This is a genomic window from Curtobacterium sp. NPDC089689, from assembly GCF_044749145.1.
Lineage (GTDB): Bacteria > Actinomycetota > Actinomycetes > Actinomycetales > Microbacteriaceae > Curtobacterium.
Map to the genome: position 1 here is coordinate 176333 of NZ_JBIVHJ010000004.1, position 16146 is coordinate 192478.

A 16146-nucleotide genomic window follows, 5' to 3' on the forward strand; every position below is an offset into this window, starting at 1 on the left:
GGTGGGCGCTCGGGCCACCGCCCGTCAGCGCAGGGGCGCGAGCGCGGCGATCGCGTCCTCGATCAGCTGCACGTCCTGCACGCAGTCGCGCGCGACCGCGACCGCACTCGTCGACCGGAGCGCCTCGACGTCGTAGACGCCCGTCGCGACCGCCAGGAACGGGATGCCCGCCACGTCGGCGGCCTCGCCGTCCCGCGGGGTGTCGCCGACGATCACGGCCCGCTCGCCACGGAGCGCAGCGGCAGCACGTCCGGTCACGCCGGCTCGGTCGACCTCTTCGTCGCCGAAGAACGAGTGCGCCCAGTCGAACGCCTCGAGGTCGAACCCCGCGCCACGGAGCTTGACCCGTGCCCGGTGCTCGGAGTTGCCGGTGAGCAGCCCGTTGCGCCAGCCCAGCACGGCCAAGCGTCGGAGGAGGTCGCGGGCACCCGGCGCCGGCTTGCGGTGGTCACCGGCACGGAAGCGTTCGTCGGTGAGGTCGCGCAGGTGCCCGGACACGGTCGGGATGAGTGCGTCGTCGAGGTCGTGCGCCCGGACGTGCTCGGCGATGAGGCCGGCGTCCGTCCGTCCGTGCTGGTGCCCGACGCGCAGGGTGAGGTCACGGCCGACCGCCCGCTCGAGCGCCAGGTGGTACAGGTTGCCCGGCGAGGAGGCGTTCAGCACGAGGGTGCCGTCGATGTCCCACAGCACCGTGGTGGGGACGGTGTGGTGCTCCATACCTCCATCATGACCGAGAATGGAGTCCATGCCGAGCGCCCTGCCGATCGCCGATCCTGCTCCGTCGGACGGGCTGATCACCCCCGGACCGGGAGCGGGTGACGTCCCGTTCGGCGTCTACGTGCACGTGCCGTTCTGTCGGGTCCGGTGCGGGTACTGCGACTTCAACACGTACACGGCATCCGAGCTGCGCGGGGTCCGTCGTGACGACTACGCGGGCCACGCGGTGCAGGAGATCCGTTTCGCTGCCTCGGGGCTCGAGCGCTCCGGTGTCCCGCGTCGTCCGGTGTCGACGGTGTTCTTCGGCGGTGGGACCCCGACGATGCTGCCGGCCGACGACCTCGTGATGATCCTCCGCGCGATCGACGAGACGTGGGGCATCGTGCCCGGCGCCGAGGTCACCACCGAGGCGAACCCCGACTCGGTGGACGGCGCATCCCTGCAGACGCTCCGCGAGGGCGGCTTCACCCGGGTGAGCTACGGCATGCAATCGGCGGTGCCGCACGTCCTCGCCACGCTCGACCGCACGCACGACCCGGAGCGGGTGCCGCTCGTGGTGGACCTCGCGAAGCAGCAGGGCCTCGACGTGTCGCTCGACCTCATCTACTCGACGCCGGGGGAGTCCCTCGCCGACTGGCGGACCTCGCTCGACGCGGCGATCGCCTGTGCGCCCGACCACGTCTCGGCGTACTCGCTCATCGTCGAGGAGGGCACCGCGATGGGGCGGATGGTCGCCCGGGGCGAACTGCCCGCTCCCGACGACGACCTCGCCGCCGACATGTACGAGCTCGCCGACGACGTCCTCGGTGCGGCTGGGTACTCCTGGTACGAGGTCTCGAACTGGGCACGGGGCGAGGCCCACGCGAGCCGCCACAACCTGTCCTACTGGAAGGGCCACGACTGGTGGGGTGTCGGTCCGGGCGCCCACTCCGCGGTCGCCGGCACCCGCTGGTGGAACGTCAAGCACCCGGCCGCGTACGCGAACCGAGTGCTCGCGGGGGAGTCGCCGGCAGCCGGCCGCGAGACCCTCGACGACGAGACACGGTACGTCGAGCGCGTGCTCCTCGCGGCGCGGGTCCGCGGGGAGCTCGCCACGTCGGAGCTCCGCCGGGAGGCCCGTGGCCGCGTCGCCGGGCTCATCGCACGTGGTCTCGTGGACGGCGCGGCCGCGGTGCGGGGTCGGGTCGAGTTGACCAGGCAGGGCCGGCTGCTCGCGGACGCGGTGGTCCGCGAGCTGCTCGACTGAGCCCTCGGTTCCCGCGTGATCCGCTACTGCTTGATGAACTCGATCGACAGCGGGTACTTGTAGAAGCGGCCCTGGTTGGCGGCGATCGCGGCGAGGATCGAGAAGACGATCACGAGCACACCCAGGATCGGCAGCAGGATCAGGCCGATGAGGATGATCGAGAGCAGGCCGCACACGACTCCGGCGATCGCCGCGGTGATGTGGAAGTTCAGTGCCTGGCGAGTGTGTTCGCGCACGAACTGGCCCCGATCGCGCAGCACGAGGTACGCGACGATCGGCACGAGCAGGCTGAAGAAGATCGCGCCGACGTGCGTCAGGGTCGCCCAGAGTCGCTGGTCCTCGGGGCTCATCGGCTGGGGCGCCTGGTGGTTCGGCGGGTACTGGGGGCCGCCTGGGCCGCCGGGCTGCTGTCCGTAGGTCATGCGGGAAGCGTACCGACGAGCGCCGACGGACGTCCCGTGTTGTCGGCCGTCGGGCGTAGGATCAGCAGTCGACACACGAGAGTGCCAACGCGAACGGAAAGGGGATCGAGTGGTCAGCGAACGCAGCCTCGAGGTCCTCAAGGCCATCGTGCGGGACTACGTCGCCTCCCGTGAGCCGGTCGGGTCGAAGACCATCGTCGACCGCCACGCCTTCGGGGTGAGCGCCGCGACCATCCGCAACGACATGGCCCAGCTCGAGGACGAGCAGCTCATCGTGGCGCCGCACACGTCCTCCGGTCGCGTCCCCACCGACAAGGGCTACCGCGTCTTCGTCGACCACCTCGCGGCGGCACGACCGCTCTCGAGCGCGCAACGCCACGCGATCGAGACCTTCCTCGGAGCGTCGGGCGACCTCGACGACGTCCTCGGTCGGACGGTCCGCCTGCTCAGCCAGCTGACCAACCAGGTCGCTCTCGTGCAGTACCCCTCGATGGTGCGCGCCCGGGTGCAGCACGTCGAACTCGTCCGGCTCGGCGACACCCGCCTGATGGTGGTGCTCATCACCGACACCGCGCGCGTCGAGCAGCGGGTCGTCGAGAGCGACGTCAGCCTCGACGAGTCCGCGCTCACCGAACTCCGCACCGTGGTCAACGGCGCCACGGTCGGGCTGCTCCTGCAGGACGTCCCCGGGGCGCTCCGCGCGGTGCCGCAGCAGCTCCGGCCCGACGTCCAGCCCCTCGCCGGGGTCGTCGTCGCGACGCTCATCGAGCAGGTGGCGGCGAACCGCCAGGACCGCCTGCTCATGGCGGGCGCGGCGAACCTCGCGAAGAGCGAGTCGGACTTCTCCGGCGGACTCTTCCCGGTGCTCGAAGCGATCGAGGAACAAGTCACCCTGCTCCGGTTGTTCGGGGAGATGCAGGTGGACGACGTCGCCGTGGCCGCACGCATCGGCGTCGAGAACGCCGAGTACGGACTCGACGCCACGAGCATCGTCGCCGGTGGGTACCTCGCGGGCGGTGAGGTGGCCCGGCTCGGGGTGCTCGGCCCGACCCGGATGGACTACGGCAGCAACATGGCCGCGGTCCGCGCCGTCGCACGGTACCTGTCCAAGCTCCTGGGCGAACATTGACCGGCCCGCACCGCGATCGGCGCGACCCACGCGCACGACCCGCACCGGGCCTCCAGACCGACCGAACCGAAACTCTCTGAGGGATACGTGGCAGACCACTACGACGTCCTCGGCGTCCAGCCGGACGCCTCCGATGCCGACATCAAGAAGGCCTACCGTCGCCTGGCGCGGGAACTCCACCCGGACGTGAACCCCAGCCCGGAGGCCGCCGAGCGCTTCAAGGACGTGACGCACGCGTACGACGTGCTGAGCGACCCCGAACAGCGCCGTCGGTACGACGCCGGACCGCAGGCGGACAGCCCGTTCGGCGGCGGCGCCGGTGGCTTCAGCGACATCTTCGACGCCTTCTTCGGCGGTGGTGGCGGCGGTCGGGGCTCCGGTCCGCGCAGTCGTGCCGAGCGGGGGCAGGACGCCCTGCTGCGCATCGACGTCGACCTCGACGAGGTCGTCTTCGGCACCCACAAGGAGGTCGAGGTCGACACGGCCGTCCTGTGCGAGACCTGCCACGGCTCGTGCTGCGCGCCGGGCACGAGCCCGCGCACCTGCGACATCTGCGGCGGCTCCGGTCACATCCAGCGCCAGGTCCGTTCGCTCCTCGGCAACGTCGTCACGAGCGCGCCGTGCGGCACGTGCCGCGGCTACGGCACCGTGATCCCGAACCCGTGCCCCACGTGCCAGGGCCAGGGCCGCGTGCGCGCCCGTCGCTCGATCCCGGTCGACGTGCCCGCCGGTGTCGACTCCGGTCTGCGCCTGCAGATGCCGGGTCAGGGCGAGGTCGGTCCGGCCGGCGGCCCCTCGGGTGACCTCTACCTCGAGATCCGGGTGCGGCACCACGACGTCTTCAGCCGCGACGGTGACGACCTGCTCGCGACGCTCGAGGTCGGGATGACGGACGCGATCCTCGGCACCACCGCGACGATCGACGGTCTCGACGGGCCGGTCGAGCTCGAGATCCGTCCCGGTGTCCAGAGCGCTGACGTGCTCGTGCTCAAGGACCGCGGTGTCACGAAGCTGCGCGGCGCCGGGCGCGGTGACCTCCGCGTCGGCGTGCAGGTCGTGACGCCGACGAAGCTCTCGCACAAGGAGCGCCAGCTGGTCGAGCAGCTCGCGAAGTCGCACAAGGCGACGAAGCCGCAGCTCGCCCGGTTCCAGCAGGGCATGTTCGGCAAGCTCCGCGACCGCTTCTTCAACTTCTGATGGCCTCGCTGTACCTCGTGCCCGCGCTCGACGGCGTGACCGTCGGCGACCAGGTGTCGCTGGGCGGGGCGGAAGGCCGTCACGCGGTGTCGGTCGCGCGGGTGCGGGTCGGCGAGACGCTGCGCCTGGGCGACGGGAACGGCACCGTGGTGACCGGACCGGTGGTGACCACCGACCGCGACGCCCTCGTGCTCGAGGTCACGGCGGTGGACGTCTCCCCGACGCCGTCGCCCACGCTGACGCTCGTGCAGGCCCTGGCCAAGGGCGGTCGCGACGAGATGGCCGTGCAGGCGTCGACCGAGATCGGCGTCGACCGCATCGTCCCGTGGTCGGCGGCCCGAAGTGTCTCCCGGTGGGAGGGGGCGAAGGTCGAGAAGGGCCGTGCGCGGTGGGAGGCCATCGCGCACGAGGCCTCGAAGCAGGCGATCCGTCCGCGGGTGCCGGCCGTCGAGGCGCCGGTGACGACCGCGCAGCTCGTGGGGACCGTCGGCGCCCGGCGGGCGGTGCTCGTGCTCGACCCGGTCGGCGACGTCCGGCTCTCCGCGTGGGAGCCGCCAGCCGACGTCGAGGACATCGCGCTCGTCGTCGGGCCCGAGGGCGGCATCGACGGCAGCGAGTTCGACCGCCTGGTCGCCGCGGGTGCCGTGCGGGTGCGACTCGGCGACACCGTGCTCCGGACCTCGACCGCGGGTCCGGCGGCGCTGTCGATCCTCCAGACGCGGCTCGGGCGCTGGTAGGCCCGCCGTCGGCGGCGCGTTCTACGATGGGGACATGAGCACCAGCACGCCCAGCGTCTTCTCGAAGATCATCGCGCGCGAGATCCCGGCGACCGTCGTCGCCGAGGACGACCGGGTCATCGCGTTCGAGGACATCGCGCCGAAGGCTCCCGTCCACGTGCTCGTCGTCCCGAAGACCGAGCAGTACCGCAACGTGACGGAGCTCGCCTCCGGGGACCCCGACCTCCTCGCCCACGTGGTCGCCACCGCACAGCGCATCGCCGACGAGCGTGCCGGCGGCCAGTACCGTCTCGTGTTCAACACCGGCGAAGCAGCCGGTCAGACCGTGTTCCACGTGCACGCGCACGTACTCGCAGGTGAACTGCAGGAAGGCACCCTTGCCGGATAACGAACCACTCGAGCAGGACGCCACGTCCGAGCTCACCGTCGACGGCATCGCCATGGTGCAGCTGCTGGGTCCGCAGGACCGGCTGCTCAAGACCGTCGAACGTCAGTACCCCGGGGTCCGCGTCGTCGTGCGCGGCAACGAGGTCAGCCTCACCGGCCCGGAGCGCGACGTCGCCCGCGCCCGTGCCCTCGTCGACGAACTCGTCGGCATGGTCAAGCGCGGTCAGGACATCGGCCCTGCCGACATCCCGATGTCGGCGCGCATCCTCGACGACGACCGCAAGCCGTCGGACACCTTCGGGACGCCGATCGTGTCGAGCCGGGGCAAGTCGGTCCGCCCGAAGACCGACGGCCAGCGGGCGTACGTCGACGCGATCGACGCGAACACCATCACGTTCGGGATCGGACCGGCGGGTACCGGCAAGACGTACCTGGCGATGGCGAAGGCCGTGCAGGCGCTGCAGCGGCGCGAGGTCACCCGCATCATCCTCACGCGCCCGGCGGTGGAGGCGGGCGAGCGGCTCGGGTTCCTGCCCGGCACGCTCACCGACAAGATCGACCCGTACCTGCGGCCGCTGTACGACGCCCTCAACGAGATGATGGACCCCGAGCTCGTGCCGAAGCTCCTCGCGGCCGGCACCGTCGAGGTCGCGCCGCTGGCGTACATGCGCGGGCGGACGCTCAACGACTCGTTCGTGGTCCTCGACGAGGCGCAGAACACCACGCCCGAGCAGATGAAGATGTTCCTCACGCGCCTCGGGTTCGGGTCGAAGATGGTCGTCACGGGCGACATCACCCAGGTCGACCTGCCCGGCAACCTCTCCGGGCTCCGGCTCGTGACACGGATCCTCGACAAGGTCGACGACATCCACTTCGCCCGCCTCGGCAGCGAGGACGTCGTCCGGCACACGCTCGTCGGGCGCATCGTGGACGCCTACACCGTCTACGACGAGGAGCGCCTCGCCGAGCAGGCCGGGTACCGTCCCGGCGGTCGCGGCTCGGCAGCGGAGGGCAACCCCGCCGGTGTCAACCGCGCCGAGCGTCGCGGCCGTCCACCGCAGGACCGGCAGCGCTCCCCGTACCCGCAGAACGACTCCCGAGGAGGGAACCGGTGAGCATCGAGCTCAACAACGAGTCCGGGGTGGAGGTGGACGAGGCCGCGATCCAGCGCCTCGCCTCGTTCGCGCTCGACGCGATGCACGTCCACGCCGACGCGGAGCTCGCGATCGTGCTCGTGGACGAGGGCGCGATGGAGCAGCTGCACGTGCGGTGGATGGACGAGCCCGGTCCGACCGACGTCCTGAGCTTCCCGATGGACGAACTGCGCCCGGGCACCGAGGACGACCCGACGCCCGCCGGACTCCTCGGCGACATCGTGCTCTGCCCGCAGGTGGCGGAGGAACAGGCGAAGACAGCCGGACACTCCACGACCGACGAGATGCTGCTGCTCACGTGCCACGGGATCCTGCACCTCCTCGGCTTCGACCACGCGGAGCCGGAGGAGAAGGCCGAGATGTTCGGCATCCAGGGCGAGATCCTCTCCGCGTTCGCCGCCCAGCACCGAGGACGGTGACCTGATGCTGCTCGTCGCCGTCCTGCTCGCGGTGGCGTTCGTGCTGGTCGTCGGCGGCGGTGTGCTCGCGGCGTCCGACGCGGCGCTCTCCGTGCTGTCCCGCGCCGACCTCGACGAGATCGCGCAGGGCGCCAAGCGTCGTCGTGCGATCGAGGCGATCGGCGACGACGTCGGCGCGCACGTCAACGCCCTGAACTTCGTCCGCGTGCTCGCGGAGACGGCCGCCGCGGTGCTCGTCACGATCGCCCTCGTGACCGTCTTCGACACCTGGTGGGTGGCGCTCATCGTGTCCGCCGCCGTGATGACCGCGGTGTCGTTCGTCCTCGTCGGCTCGAGCCCCCGGAGTGTCGGACGCGCGCACGCCGAGCGCCTGATCGCGGTCACGGGCGGCCTCGTCCGCGCCGTCCGCATCGTGCTCGGGCCGCTCGCCGGACTCCTCGTGGCCATCGGCGACCGGGTCACCCCCGGTCGCGGTCGCAGCGCCTCGACGGTGTCGAGCGAGGAACAGCTGCTGTCGCTCGTCGACGAGGCCGCCGAGAGCAACGTGCTCGAAGCGGACGACCGCGAGCTCATCCACTCGGTGTTCGAGTTCAGCGACACCCTCGTGCGCGAGGTCATGGTGCCGCGCACCGACATGATCACCGTCGACGGCGCCGACACGCTGGCGGCAGCGATGGAGCAGTTCCTCGTCGCGGGCGTGTCCCGCATGCCGGTCACGGGGAAGGACAGCGACGACGTGCTCGGCGTCCTGTACCTCCGCGACGTGTCCCGTGCGCTCTACGAGCGTCCGGGAGCCGGCGCCGAGCCGGTGACGGGGCTGCTGCGCCCGGCCGGGTTCGTCCCGGAGTCGAAGGCCGCGGACGACACGCTGCGTGCGATGCAGGCGGGCAAGAACCACCTGCTGCTCGTGGTCGACGAGTACGGCGGGGTCGCCGGGCTCGTCACGATGGAGGACCTCATCGAGGAGCTCGTCGGCGACATCTCGGACGAGTACGACCGCGCCGTGGTCGACCGGGTCGAGGTGGAGCCCGGCGTCTGGCGCATCTCGGCCCGGATGCCCGTCGACGAGCTGGGCGACCTCTTCGGCATCGAGCTCGACGACGACGACGTCGACACGGCGGGCGGCCTGCTCGTCAAGGAACTCGGCCACCTCGCCACCCGTGGCGACCGCGTCACCGTCGACGGCATCGTGCTCGTCGCCGAGCGGGTGGAGGGCAAGCGCCGCCACCTCGTCTCCGTCCTCGCCGAGCGGACCGACGCCCTCGCGGACGTCGAGCACGCCCTCGACGACTCCACGCCCACCACGACAGGGAACACCTCCGCATGACCGACACCACCACACCCGAGGGCCAGCCGTACCGAGCGGGCTTCGTCTCCTTCGTCGGCCGGCCCAACGTCGGCAAGTCGGCGCTGACGAACGCGCTGGTCGGCGAGAAGGTGGCCATCACCTCGTCGAAGCCGCAGACCACCCGTCGGGCCATCCGCGGCGTCGTGCACCGGCCGAACGGGCAGGTCATCATCGTCGACACACCCGGTGTCCACCGACCGCGGACGCTGCTCGGGGAACGGCTCAACGACCTCGTGCAGTCCACGCTCGGCGACGTCGACGTGATCGGCTTCTGCGTGCCGGCGAACGAGCCGATCGGCCCGGGCGACCGCTTCATCAACGACTCGCTCGACCAGTACCCGCGGGCGAAGAAGATCGCCATCGTCACGAAGATCGACCGCGTCTCGAAGGACAAGGTCGGCGAGCAGCTCCTGGCGGTGTCGAAGCTCCGCGAGTGGGACGTCATCATCCCGACGTCCGGCACCCGCGGGCTGCAGCTCGAACCGCTCCTCGACGAGATCACGGCGCTGCTGCCCGAATCGCCCCAGCTCTACGACGACGCGACCGTCACGGAGGAGACCGACGAGGACCGCATCGCCGAACTCATCCGCGAGGCCGCGCTCGAGGGCGTCCGCGACGAGCTCCCGCACTCGCTGGCCGTCGTCGTCGAGGACGTCGTCGAGCCGGACGAGGACGACGACCCCGACGGTCCGCTGCGCATCTTCGCGAACCTCTTCGTCGAGCGCGACAGCCAGAAGGCGATCGTCATCGGCCGCGGCGGCGAGCGTCTCAAGGACGTCGGGTCGCGCGCCCGGACCGAGATCGAGTCGCTGCTGGGCGGTCGGCACGTGTACCTGAACCTCCGGGTCAAGGTCGCGAAGGAGTGGCAGCGCGACCCGAAGCAGCTCGGCCGCCTCGGCTTCTGAGCACTCGTCCAACGGGGACCGCGTCGGGCGGTCGAGGACACGTCAGCCGATCGACTGACGCGCGTCGGGTCGGCGCGCCGTACCGTGGTCTGGTGTTCCGTCCCGTGCTGCGCTCGCAGGTCCTCTTCGACGTCATCGTCGCGGTCCTCCTCGGCGTGGTGCTGCTGCTCCTCCGGACCGGTGGGGGCAACGGCCTGCTGAGCATCGTCGTCGTCGCAGGGCTCACGGTGTCCCTGGCGCTCCGTCGACTCTCCCCGGGCCTCGCGCTCGGCATCGCGTGGCTGTTCGCCGTCCTGCAGATGGCGACCTGGCAGACACCTGATCCCGCCAACGTGCTCATCGCGGGCGTGATGTTCACCACGAGCGCGTACGGCAGCAGTCGGGTCCGGCTCGCCGGGCTCCTCTCGGCGGTCGGCGGGGCGCTCGTCGCCGCGGGCTACACCGGGCTGCAGGACGTGCAGCAGCAGCACGACGTCGGCTTCTCGCGGACCCCGATGGAGTTCGCGCAGCTCGTGCTCGGGACGTTCGCCGGCGTGCTGCTGGTCCTCCTGCTACCGTGGCTCGCGGGACTGGTCCGGCGGACCCGTCGGCTCGCGAGCGTCAGCCGCGAGGCCCAGCTCCTCGCCGAGCGCGACGCCGCCCGGGCCGACCGTGCGGTCGCCGTCGAGCAGGAGCGCGTCCGCATCGCCCGCGACATGCACGACATCGTCGCGCACTCGCTCGCGGTGGTCATCGCCCAGGCGGACGGTGCCCGCTACGCGCTCAAGGCCGACCCCGCGATCGCCGACCAGGCCCTGACCACGATCTCCGGCACGGCCCGTCGGGCACTCGGCGACGTCCGTGAACTGCTCGGGACGCTGCGGCACGAGCAGGGCACCGCGCCGACGCCGGACATCGACGACATCGAGCACCTCGTGACGGAGATGCGCGACATCGGGCTCGACGTCGACGTCGAGCGTGAGGGCGATCCCTCGACCCTGCCGACGACCACCCAGCTCGCGGTGTACCGGATCGTGCAGGAGAGCCTCACGAACGCGTACAAGCACGGGCAGCGTGGCGCTCCCGTGCGTGCTCGTCTCACCTACCGACCGGACACGGTCGAGATCCAGGTCGTCAACGAGCGCGCCGACGACGGCCGCGCCGGCCCGGGGACCGGCCACGGCCTGGTGGGCATGCGCGAGCGTGCCACCATGACGGGCGGGACGATGACCGCCGGGCCGCGCGGTGACGACTTCGTCGTGGCGGTCCGGATGCCCTCGGTCCCCGCCAGCGGGCAGATGCCCCGTGACCGCATCACCTCGATCCAGCAGGAGCACACCGCACGATGACCACGACCCCGAACCCCGAGGCCCGCATCCGTGTGGCGCTCGTCGACGACCAGGCGCTCTTCCGCACCGGGATCCGCATGCTCATCGACTCGCAGCCGGACCTGCAGTTCGTGGGAGAGGCCGGCGACGGCGCCGAGGGCGTCGAACTCGTCCGGCGTGCCCGTCCCGACGTGGTCCTCATGGACGTGCGCATGCCGGTGATGGACGGCATCACGGCGACGTCCCGCATCGTGGAGCAGTCGGGTACCGACGGCGCGAAGGTCCTCGTGCTCACGACGTTCGACTTCGACGAAGCTGCCGCGAAGGCGATCCGGGCGGGAGCCAGCGGTTTCGTGCTGAAGGACGCTGACCCCGAGTTCCTGCTCGCGGCGATCCGCACGGTGCACGCGGGGACCGCGGTCTTCGCGGCGTCGGCGACCCGGGAGCTGCTGCGCCGCTACGAGGACACGACGCCGTCGGCTGCGACGATCCCGCCCGCGTTCGCGGACCTGACGCCGCGGGAACGGGAGATCTTCGACCTCGCGGCGAAGGGCATGAGCAACAGCGAGATCGCATCGCACGAGTTCGTGAGCGAGGCCACCGTCAAGACCCACATCTCGCGGGTGCTGACGAAGCTCGAGCTGCGGGACCGGGTGCGGCTCGTGGTGTTCGCGCACGAGCACGGGCTCGTCGCGAAGGACTGACACCGACGCGCCAGCGCTGCCTCGCGACGGCACGTCGCCCCGCGCAGCGCCTGCAGCACGACGGCCCGTCATCCGAAGGGATGACCCGTGCACAGGGGAGCAAGCCGAGCGGACCATCCACAGGAGCCGACCGACCGACGCGGGACGAGCCTCCAGGCCGTCATCGTGGAGTCATGACCAGCAGCCACGCTCCGATCATCCGCCTCGACCACGTGTCCAAGCACTACGGCGACGCCGCGCGCCGGGTGACGGCGCTCGACGACGTCAGCGTCGACATCGGCTCGGGGGAGTTCACCGCGGTGATGGGGCCGTCCGGGTCGGGGAAGTCGACGCTCATGCACGTCGCCGCCGGCCTGGACGCGGTCTCGAGCGGCCGCATCCAGATCGACGGGGTGGACATCACCGGCCTCGGCGACCGCGACCTCACCGAACTCCGACGCCGTCGTCTCGGGTTCGTGTTCCAGTCCTTCAACCTCGTGCCCACCCTCGACGTCGGCGAGAACATCCGGTTGCCGTTCCTGCTCGGCGGGCACCGGACGTCGCGCGAGGAGAACGCGTGGATCGACCGGCTCGTCGACATGCTCGGGCTGGGCAACCGCCTGACGCACCGTCCGCACCAGCTCTCCGGCGGTCAGCAGCAGCGCGTCGCGATCGCCCGCGCACTCGCCTCGCGGCCGGCGGTCGTCGTCGCCGACGAACCCACCGGCGCGCTCGACTCACGGACGGGGCGGGACGTGCTCGGCATCCTGCGCGGCGCCGTCGACGAGTGGGGGCAGAGCGTCGTCATGGTCACGCACGATCCGGTCGCCGCCGCGAACGCCGACCGGATCCTGTTCCTCGCCGACGGACGCATCGTGGGCGACCGTCCCGCGATGGACGCCGCCGAGATCTCCGCGACGATGCTCGGGATGGAGGCGGCAGCGTGAACACCATGACCTCCCTGCGGGAGTTCCGCCCCACGATCCTCGTCGCGGCACTCGGCACGACGTTCGGCTCCGCCCTGGTGATCGCGCCGGGCATCGTGTCCGAGGCGCTCGCGACCACCGGACTCGACGGCATCGCCACCGTGAAGGCGATCCTGTCGGTGATCGGGTGGTTGTTCCTCGGCATCGCGCTGTACGTCGGCGCCATCGTCACGGCGAACACGTGTGCGACCCTCATCGCAGGGCAGACGCGTGTGATCGCCCTGCAGCGACTGGTCGGCGCGACCGGCGCCACGCTGCGGTCCCGGATCACCCGGGCGGGGCTCGTCGTCGGCGTCGTGGGCGGGCTGCTCGGTGCCGTCGTCGGCACCGGCCTGAGCGCGGTCTTCGTCATGGTGCTGCGGGGCAACGGGTTCCTCCCGGACACCGCGTACACGCTCGTCCCGTGGGAGCTCGTGCTGCCGATCGTGGCGGTCGTCCTCGCCACGTGGGGAGCGTTCGCGGTGGGGTCGCGACGGGTCCTCACGGTCACGCCGCTCGAAGCCCTGTCGTCGAGCGTCGAGCCGAGCCACGACGACGTCCGGTCGGGCCGTGCCCGCAGCGTGTGGGCGGTCGTGCTCATGGTCCTCGGCGGCGGTCTGATGGCCATCGGGCTCGCGGCCAGTGCGGCGTCACCCATCGCGGTGCTGCCGGCCGCGCTCGGCGGCTTCGTGTCCTTCGCGGGGGTGGCCGTCGGTGCGACGATCGTCATGCCGCCCGTGCTCCAGCTGATCGGTCGGATCGGCGCGAAGGACCCGGTGGTCCTGCTCGCCGGACGGAACGCGATGCGCGCGCCGGGTCGGTCCTCACGCGCCACCATCGGTCTCGTGATCGGCGTGACACTGCTCGTGACCTTCGCGGTCGCGCTCGGCATCATGCAGCACACCCTCGAGACCGTCACCTCCGGGCAGGACGGCATGACGCCCGCGATGGTCGAAGCACAGCGCGACTTCTTCGCCCAGCTCAACGGCGTGGTCAGCGTGATCGTCGGGTTCTCCGCCGTGATCGCCGCGGTCGGTGTCGTGAACGCCCTCGCCCTCGGCGTGCTGCAGCGTCGTCGCGAGCTCGGCCTGCTCCGAGTCCTCGGCCTCACCGGCGCGCAGGTCCGTCGGATGATCGTCACCGAGGCGGTGCAGATGGTCGTCGCGGCCGTGGTGACCGGGCTCGTGCTCGGCACCGTGTACGGGTGGGTCGGCGGGCAGACGCTGCTCGGTACGCTCGGCACCGTCGTCACGCCCGTGCTGCCACCGATGACGGTCGGCATCGTGGTCGTCGGTGCGTTGGTCCTCGCGGTCGTCGCGACGATCGCGCCGGTGCGACGCGCGATGCGCGTGCCGCCGACGGAGGCGCTGGCGGTCGACTGACCGTGCGCGTCGCCGCCGGCGGTCGACTGACCGCGCGCGTCGCCGCCCGGTCAGGTGACCACGTCCCGGCCTGGAGGCGCGGTGCGGACCCGCCCCGCGCCTCCAGGCCGCTTGCACACGCCTGGTACACCAGTGCTACGGTGGTCCCGATGTACTCGGCACTCCTCCTCCTTCGCTGCCGCGACGAGGCCTGACACAACGGCCCACCTCGTCGCGGAGTCCGTCGTGGCCTGACCCACACCTGACGACGAAAGCGACGAAACGATGCAGAACACGCAACGGCCCTCCGGGATGCCGATCCACAAGTACGTCCCGTTCCACGAACAGATCCGCGTCGATCTGCCCGACCGCACCTGGCCGACGAAGCGCATCGACCGAGCGCCCCGGTGGTGCGCGGTGGACCTCCGCGACGGCAACCAGGCCCTCATCGACCCGATGGACTCCGAGCGCAAGCGGGCGATGTTCGACCTGCTGGTCCGGATGGGTTACAAGGAGATCGAGGTCGGGTTCCCCAGCGCCTCGCAGACCGACTTCGACTTCGTCCGCTCCCTCATCGACGAGGGCGCCATCCCCGACGACGTCACGATCCAGGTCCTGACGCAGGCGCGCGAGCACCTCATCAACCGCACCTACGAGGCGATCGACGGTGCGAAGCAGGCCATCGTCCACCTGTACAACTCGACGTCGATCGTGCAGCGCGAGGTCGTCTTCCGGACCGACGTCCAGGGCGTCGTCGACATCGCGGTCCACGGTGCCGAGCTCTGCAAGGCGGCCGAGGCGAACCTGCAGCACGACACGCAGGTGTTCTACGAGTACTCGCCCGAGTCGTACACGGGCACCGAGCTCGAGGTCGCGGTGCGGATCTGCAACGCGGTGCTCGAGGTCTTCCGTCCGACGCCCGAGCGCAAGGTGATCATCAACCTGCCCGCCACGGTCGAGATGGCGACGCCGAACGTCTACGCCGACTCGATCGAGTGGATGTCCCGCAATCTCGCCCACCGCGAAGACGTCATCCTCTCGCTGCACCCGCACAACGACCGCGGCACCGCCGTCGCCGCCGCCGAGCTCGGCTACATGGCCGGGGCCGACCGCATCGAGGGGTGCCTGTTCGGCAACGGGGAGCGCACCGGCAACGTCGACCTCGTCGCCCTCGGCATGAACCTGTTCACGCAGGGCATCGACCCCGAGATCGACTTCAGCGACATCGACCAGGTCAAGCGCACGGTCGAGTACTGCAACCAGCTGCCGGTGCCCGAGCGGCAGCCGTGGGCGGGCGACCTCGTCTACACGGCGTTCAGCGGCTCGCACCAGGACGCCATCAACAAGGGCTTCGACGCCATGCGGGCCAAGGCTGACGCCGCGGGGAAGTCGATCGACGAGATCGCGTGGGCGGTGCCGTACCTGCCCGTCGACCCGAAGGACATCGGCCGCTCCTACGAAGCCGTCATCCGAGTGAACTCGCAGTCCGGTAAGGGCGGCGTCGCGTACCTGCTGAAGACCGACCACGCGCTCGACCTGCCCCGCAAGCTGCAGATCGAGTTCTCGGGCGTCGTGCAGCAGCGCACCGACTCCGAGGGTGGCGAATTCTCGTCCGAGCGCATCTGGGACCTGTTCCGCGACGAGTACCTGCCCGCCGACGACGAGTCGGACAAGTGGGGCCGCTACGAGATCACGAAGACGGCGACCGCGTCGGACTTCGACGGCACGACGAAGCTCTCGGTCGCGATGCGCGTCGACGAGGGAACCGTCACCGCCGAGGCCGTCGGCACCGGTCCGATCGACGCCTTCCTGCAGGTCCTCGAGGGGCAGGGCATCGACGTGACGCTCTACGACTACTCGGAGCACACGATGAGCGCCTCCGGTGACGCGCAGGCCGCGTCCTACGTCGAACTCGACGTCGACGGCACGCGGCTGTGGGGCGTCGGCATCGACGCGGACATCGCCACCGCGTCGCTCAAGGCGATCGTCAGCGCGGTGAACCGCGCGGTCCGTGCCGGGGCCGCGTCCGGCACGCCGTCGCCGGAGCTGGTCTCCGCGTAGTCGCGTCCACCGCCGGGAGGCGCGGTGCGGGTCGGTCCCACACCGCGCCTCCCGTCCGTCCCGCACCGCGCCTCCTTTCCGTCCGGCACCGCGCCTCCTTTCCGTTCT

16 protein-coding genes are annotated in these 16146 nt (G+C 71.1%); 14 read left to right on the forward strand and 2 right to left on the reverse strand.

Annotated features, from left to right (window positions below):
* Positions 1-24: 24 nt before the first annotated feature.
* A complete protein-coding gene (locus ACIPYW_RS15575; RefSeq protein WP_400415105.1) occupies positions 25-717 on the reverse strand; it encodes an HAD family hydrolase in 693 nt (230 codons plus the stop codon).
* Positions 718-745: 28 nt separating this feature from the next.
* Between ACIPYW_RS15575 and hemW the strand changes: the two genes are divergently transcribed.
* On the forward strand, positions 746-1963 hold the full coding sequence (gene hemW / locus ACIPYW_RS15580; protein WP_400415106.1) for a radical SAM family heme chaperone HemW: 1218 nt from the start codon (positions 746-748) through the stop codon (positions 1961-1963).
* Positions 1964-1986: 23 nt separating this feature from the next.
* On the opposite strand, the gene ACIPYW_RS15585 is transcribed toward hemW, so the two are convergent.
* On the reverse strand, positions 1987-2385 hold the full coding sequence (locus tag ACIPYW_RS15585) for a DUF4870 domain-containing protein (protein WP_400415109.1): 399 nt from the start codon (positions 2383-2385) through the stop codon (positions 1987-1989).
* Between the two features lie 109 nt (positions 2386-2494).
* Here ACIPYW_RS15585 and hrcA point away from each other — a divergent pair, with 109 nt between their 5' ends.
* The 13 genes from hrcA (at position 2495) to leuA (ending at position 16038) form a co-directional block, all read left to right on the forward strand.
* Positions 2495-3514 (forward strand): heat-inducible transcriptional repressor HrcA, encoded by a 1020-nt coding sequence (gene hrcA, locus ACIPYW_RS15590; RefSeq protein WP_400415110.1) that lies wholly within the window; start codon positions 2495-2497, stop codon positions 3512-3514.
* 87 nt (positions 3515-3601) lie between these two features.
* A complete protein-coding gene (gene dnaJ, locus ACIPYW_RS15595) occupies positions 3602-4711 on the forward strand; it encodes a molecular chaperone DnaJ (protein ID WP_290132048.1) in 1110 nt (369 codons plus the stop codon).
* Positions 4711-5448 (forward strand): 16S rRNA (uracil(1498)-N(3))-methyltransferase, encoded by a 738-nt coding sequence (locus ACIPYW_RS15600; RefSeq protein WP_400415112.1) that lies wholly within the window; start codon positions 4711-4713, stop codon positions 5446-5448. Before dnaJ ends, ACIPYW_RS15600 begins: the two co-directional genes overlap by 1 nt.
* A gap of 34 nt (positions 5449-5482) precedes the next feature.
* Positions 5483-5836, forward strand: a complete 354-nt coding sequence (locus ACIPYW_RS15605) for a histidine triad nucleotide-binding protein (protein ID WP_290132046.1) — start codon at positions 5483-5485, stop codon at positions 5834-5836.
* The gene (locus tag ACIPYW_RS15610; RefSeq protein ID WP_400415114.1) at positions 5826-6950 is read left to right on the forward strand and encodes a PhoH family protein; all 1125 of its coding nucleotides are present in this window, start codon (positions 5826-5828) and stop codon (positions 6948-6950) included. Before ACIPYW_RS15605 ends, ACIPYW_RS15610 begins: the two co-directional genes overlap by 11 nt.
* Positions 6947-7408, forward strand: coding sequence for an rRNA maturation RNase YbeY (gene ybeY / locus ACIPYW_RS15615; protein ID WP_290132045.1), 462 nt, complete (start codon positions 6947-6949; stop codon positions 7406-7408). Before ACIPYW_RS15610 ends, ybeY begins: the two co-directional genes overlap by 4 nt.
* Positions 7409-7412: 4 nt before the next feature.
* Positions 7413-8735: a hemolysin family protein gene (locus tag ACIPYW_RS15620; protein ID WP_400415116.1), complete on the forward strand. Its 1323-nt coding sequence runs from the start codon at positions 7413-7415 to the stop codon at positions 8733-8735.
* Complete coding sequence (gene era / locus ACIPYW_RS15625; protein WP_400415118.1) at positions 8732-9661, forward strand: GTPase Era; 930 nt, start codon at positions 8732-8734, stop codon at positions 9659-9661. Before ACIPYW_RS15620 ends, era begins: the two co-directional genes overlap by 4 nt.
* A 92-nt stretch (positions 9662-9753) precedes the next feature.
* Complete coding sequence (locus tag ACIPYW_RS15630) at positions 9754-10989, forward strand: sensor histidine kinase (protein WP_290132042.1); 1236 nt, start codon at positions 9754-9756, stop codon at positions 10987-10989.
* The gene (locus ACIPYW_RS15635; protein ID WP_400415122.1) at positions 10986-11672 is read left to right on the forward strand and encodes a response regulator; all 687 of its coding nucleotides are present in this window, start codon (positions 10986-10988) and stop codon (positions 11670-11672) included. The genes ACIPYW_RS15630 and ACIPYW_RS15635 overlap by 4 nt, the downstream gene beginning before the upstream one ends.
* Before the next feature lie 173 nt (positions 11673-11845).
* Entirely contained in the window at positions 11846-12598 is a 753-nt protein-coding gene (locus ACIPYW_RS15640) for an ABC transporter ATP-binding protein (protein WP_290132040.1), read from the forward strand.
* Positions 12599-12603: 5 nt separating this feature from the next.
* The gene (locus ACIPYW_RS15645; protein ID WP_400415124.1) at positions 12604-13998 is read left to right on the forward strand and encodes an FtsX-like permease family protein; all 1395 of its coding nucleotides are present in this window, start codon (positions 12604-12606) and stop codon (positions 13996-13998) included.
* Between the two features lie 264 nt (positions 13999-14262).
* Positions 14263-16038 carry a 2-isopropylmalate synthase gene (gene leuA / locus ACIPYW_RS15650; RefSeq protein ID WP_400415126.1) on the forward strand — a complete coding sequence of 592 codons (1776 nt, stop codon included), beginning with the start codon at positions 14263-14265 and terminating at the stop codon, positions 16036-16038.
* Positions 16039-16146 lie beyond the last annotated feature (108 nt).

Bases quoted from the DNA above. Each gene is read 5' to 3' on its own strand.
- ACIPYW_RS15635 (WP_400415122.1), top strand. From the start codon at position 10,986: ATGACCACGACCCCGAACCCCGAGGCCCGCATCCGTGTGGCGCTCGTC.
- ACIPYW_RS15605 (WP_290132046.1), top strand. From the start codon at position 5,483: ATGAGCACCAGCACGCCCAGCGTCTTCTCGAAGATCATCGCGCGCGAG.
- leuA (WP_400415126.1), top strand. From the start codon at position 14,263: ATGCAGAACACGCAACGGCCCTCCGGGATGCCGATCCACAAGTACGTC.
- ACIPYW_RS15585 (WP_400415109.1), bottom strand. From the start codon at position 2,385: ATGACCTACGGACAGCAGCCCGGCGGCCCAGGCGGCCCCCAGTACCCG.
- ACIPYW_RS15620 (WP_400415116.1), top strand. From the start codon at position 7,413: ATGCTGCTCGTCGCCGTCCTGCTCGCGGTGGCGTTCGTGCTGGTCGTC.
- era (WP_400415118.1), top strand. From the start codon at position 8,732: ATGACCGACACCACCACACCCGAGGGCCAGCCGTACCGAGCGGGCTTC.
- ACIPYW_RS15640 (WP_290132040.1), top strand. From the start codon at position 11,846: ATGACCAGCAGCCACGCTCCGATCATCCGCCTCGACCACGTGTCCAAG.
- hemW (WP_400415106.1), top strand. From the start codon at position 746: ATGCCGAGCGCCCTGCCGATCGCCGATCCTGCTCCGTCGGACGGGCTG.
- ACIPYW_RS15645 (WP_400415124.1), top strand. From the start codon at position 12,604: ATGACCTCCCTGCGGGAGTTCCGCCCCACGATCCTCGTCGCGGCACTC.
- ACIPYW_RS15600 (WP_400415112.1), top strand. From the start codon at position 4,711: ATGGCCTCGCTGTACCTCGTGCCCGCGCTCGACGGCGTGACCGTCGGC.
- ACIPYW_RS15575 (WP_400415105.1), bottom strand. From the start codon at position 717: ATGGAGCACCACACCGTCCCCACCACGGTGCTGTGGGACATCGACGGC.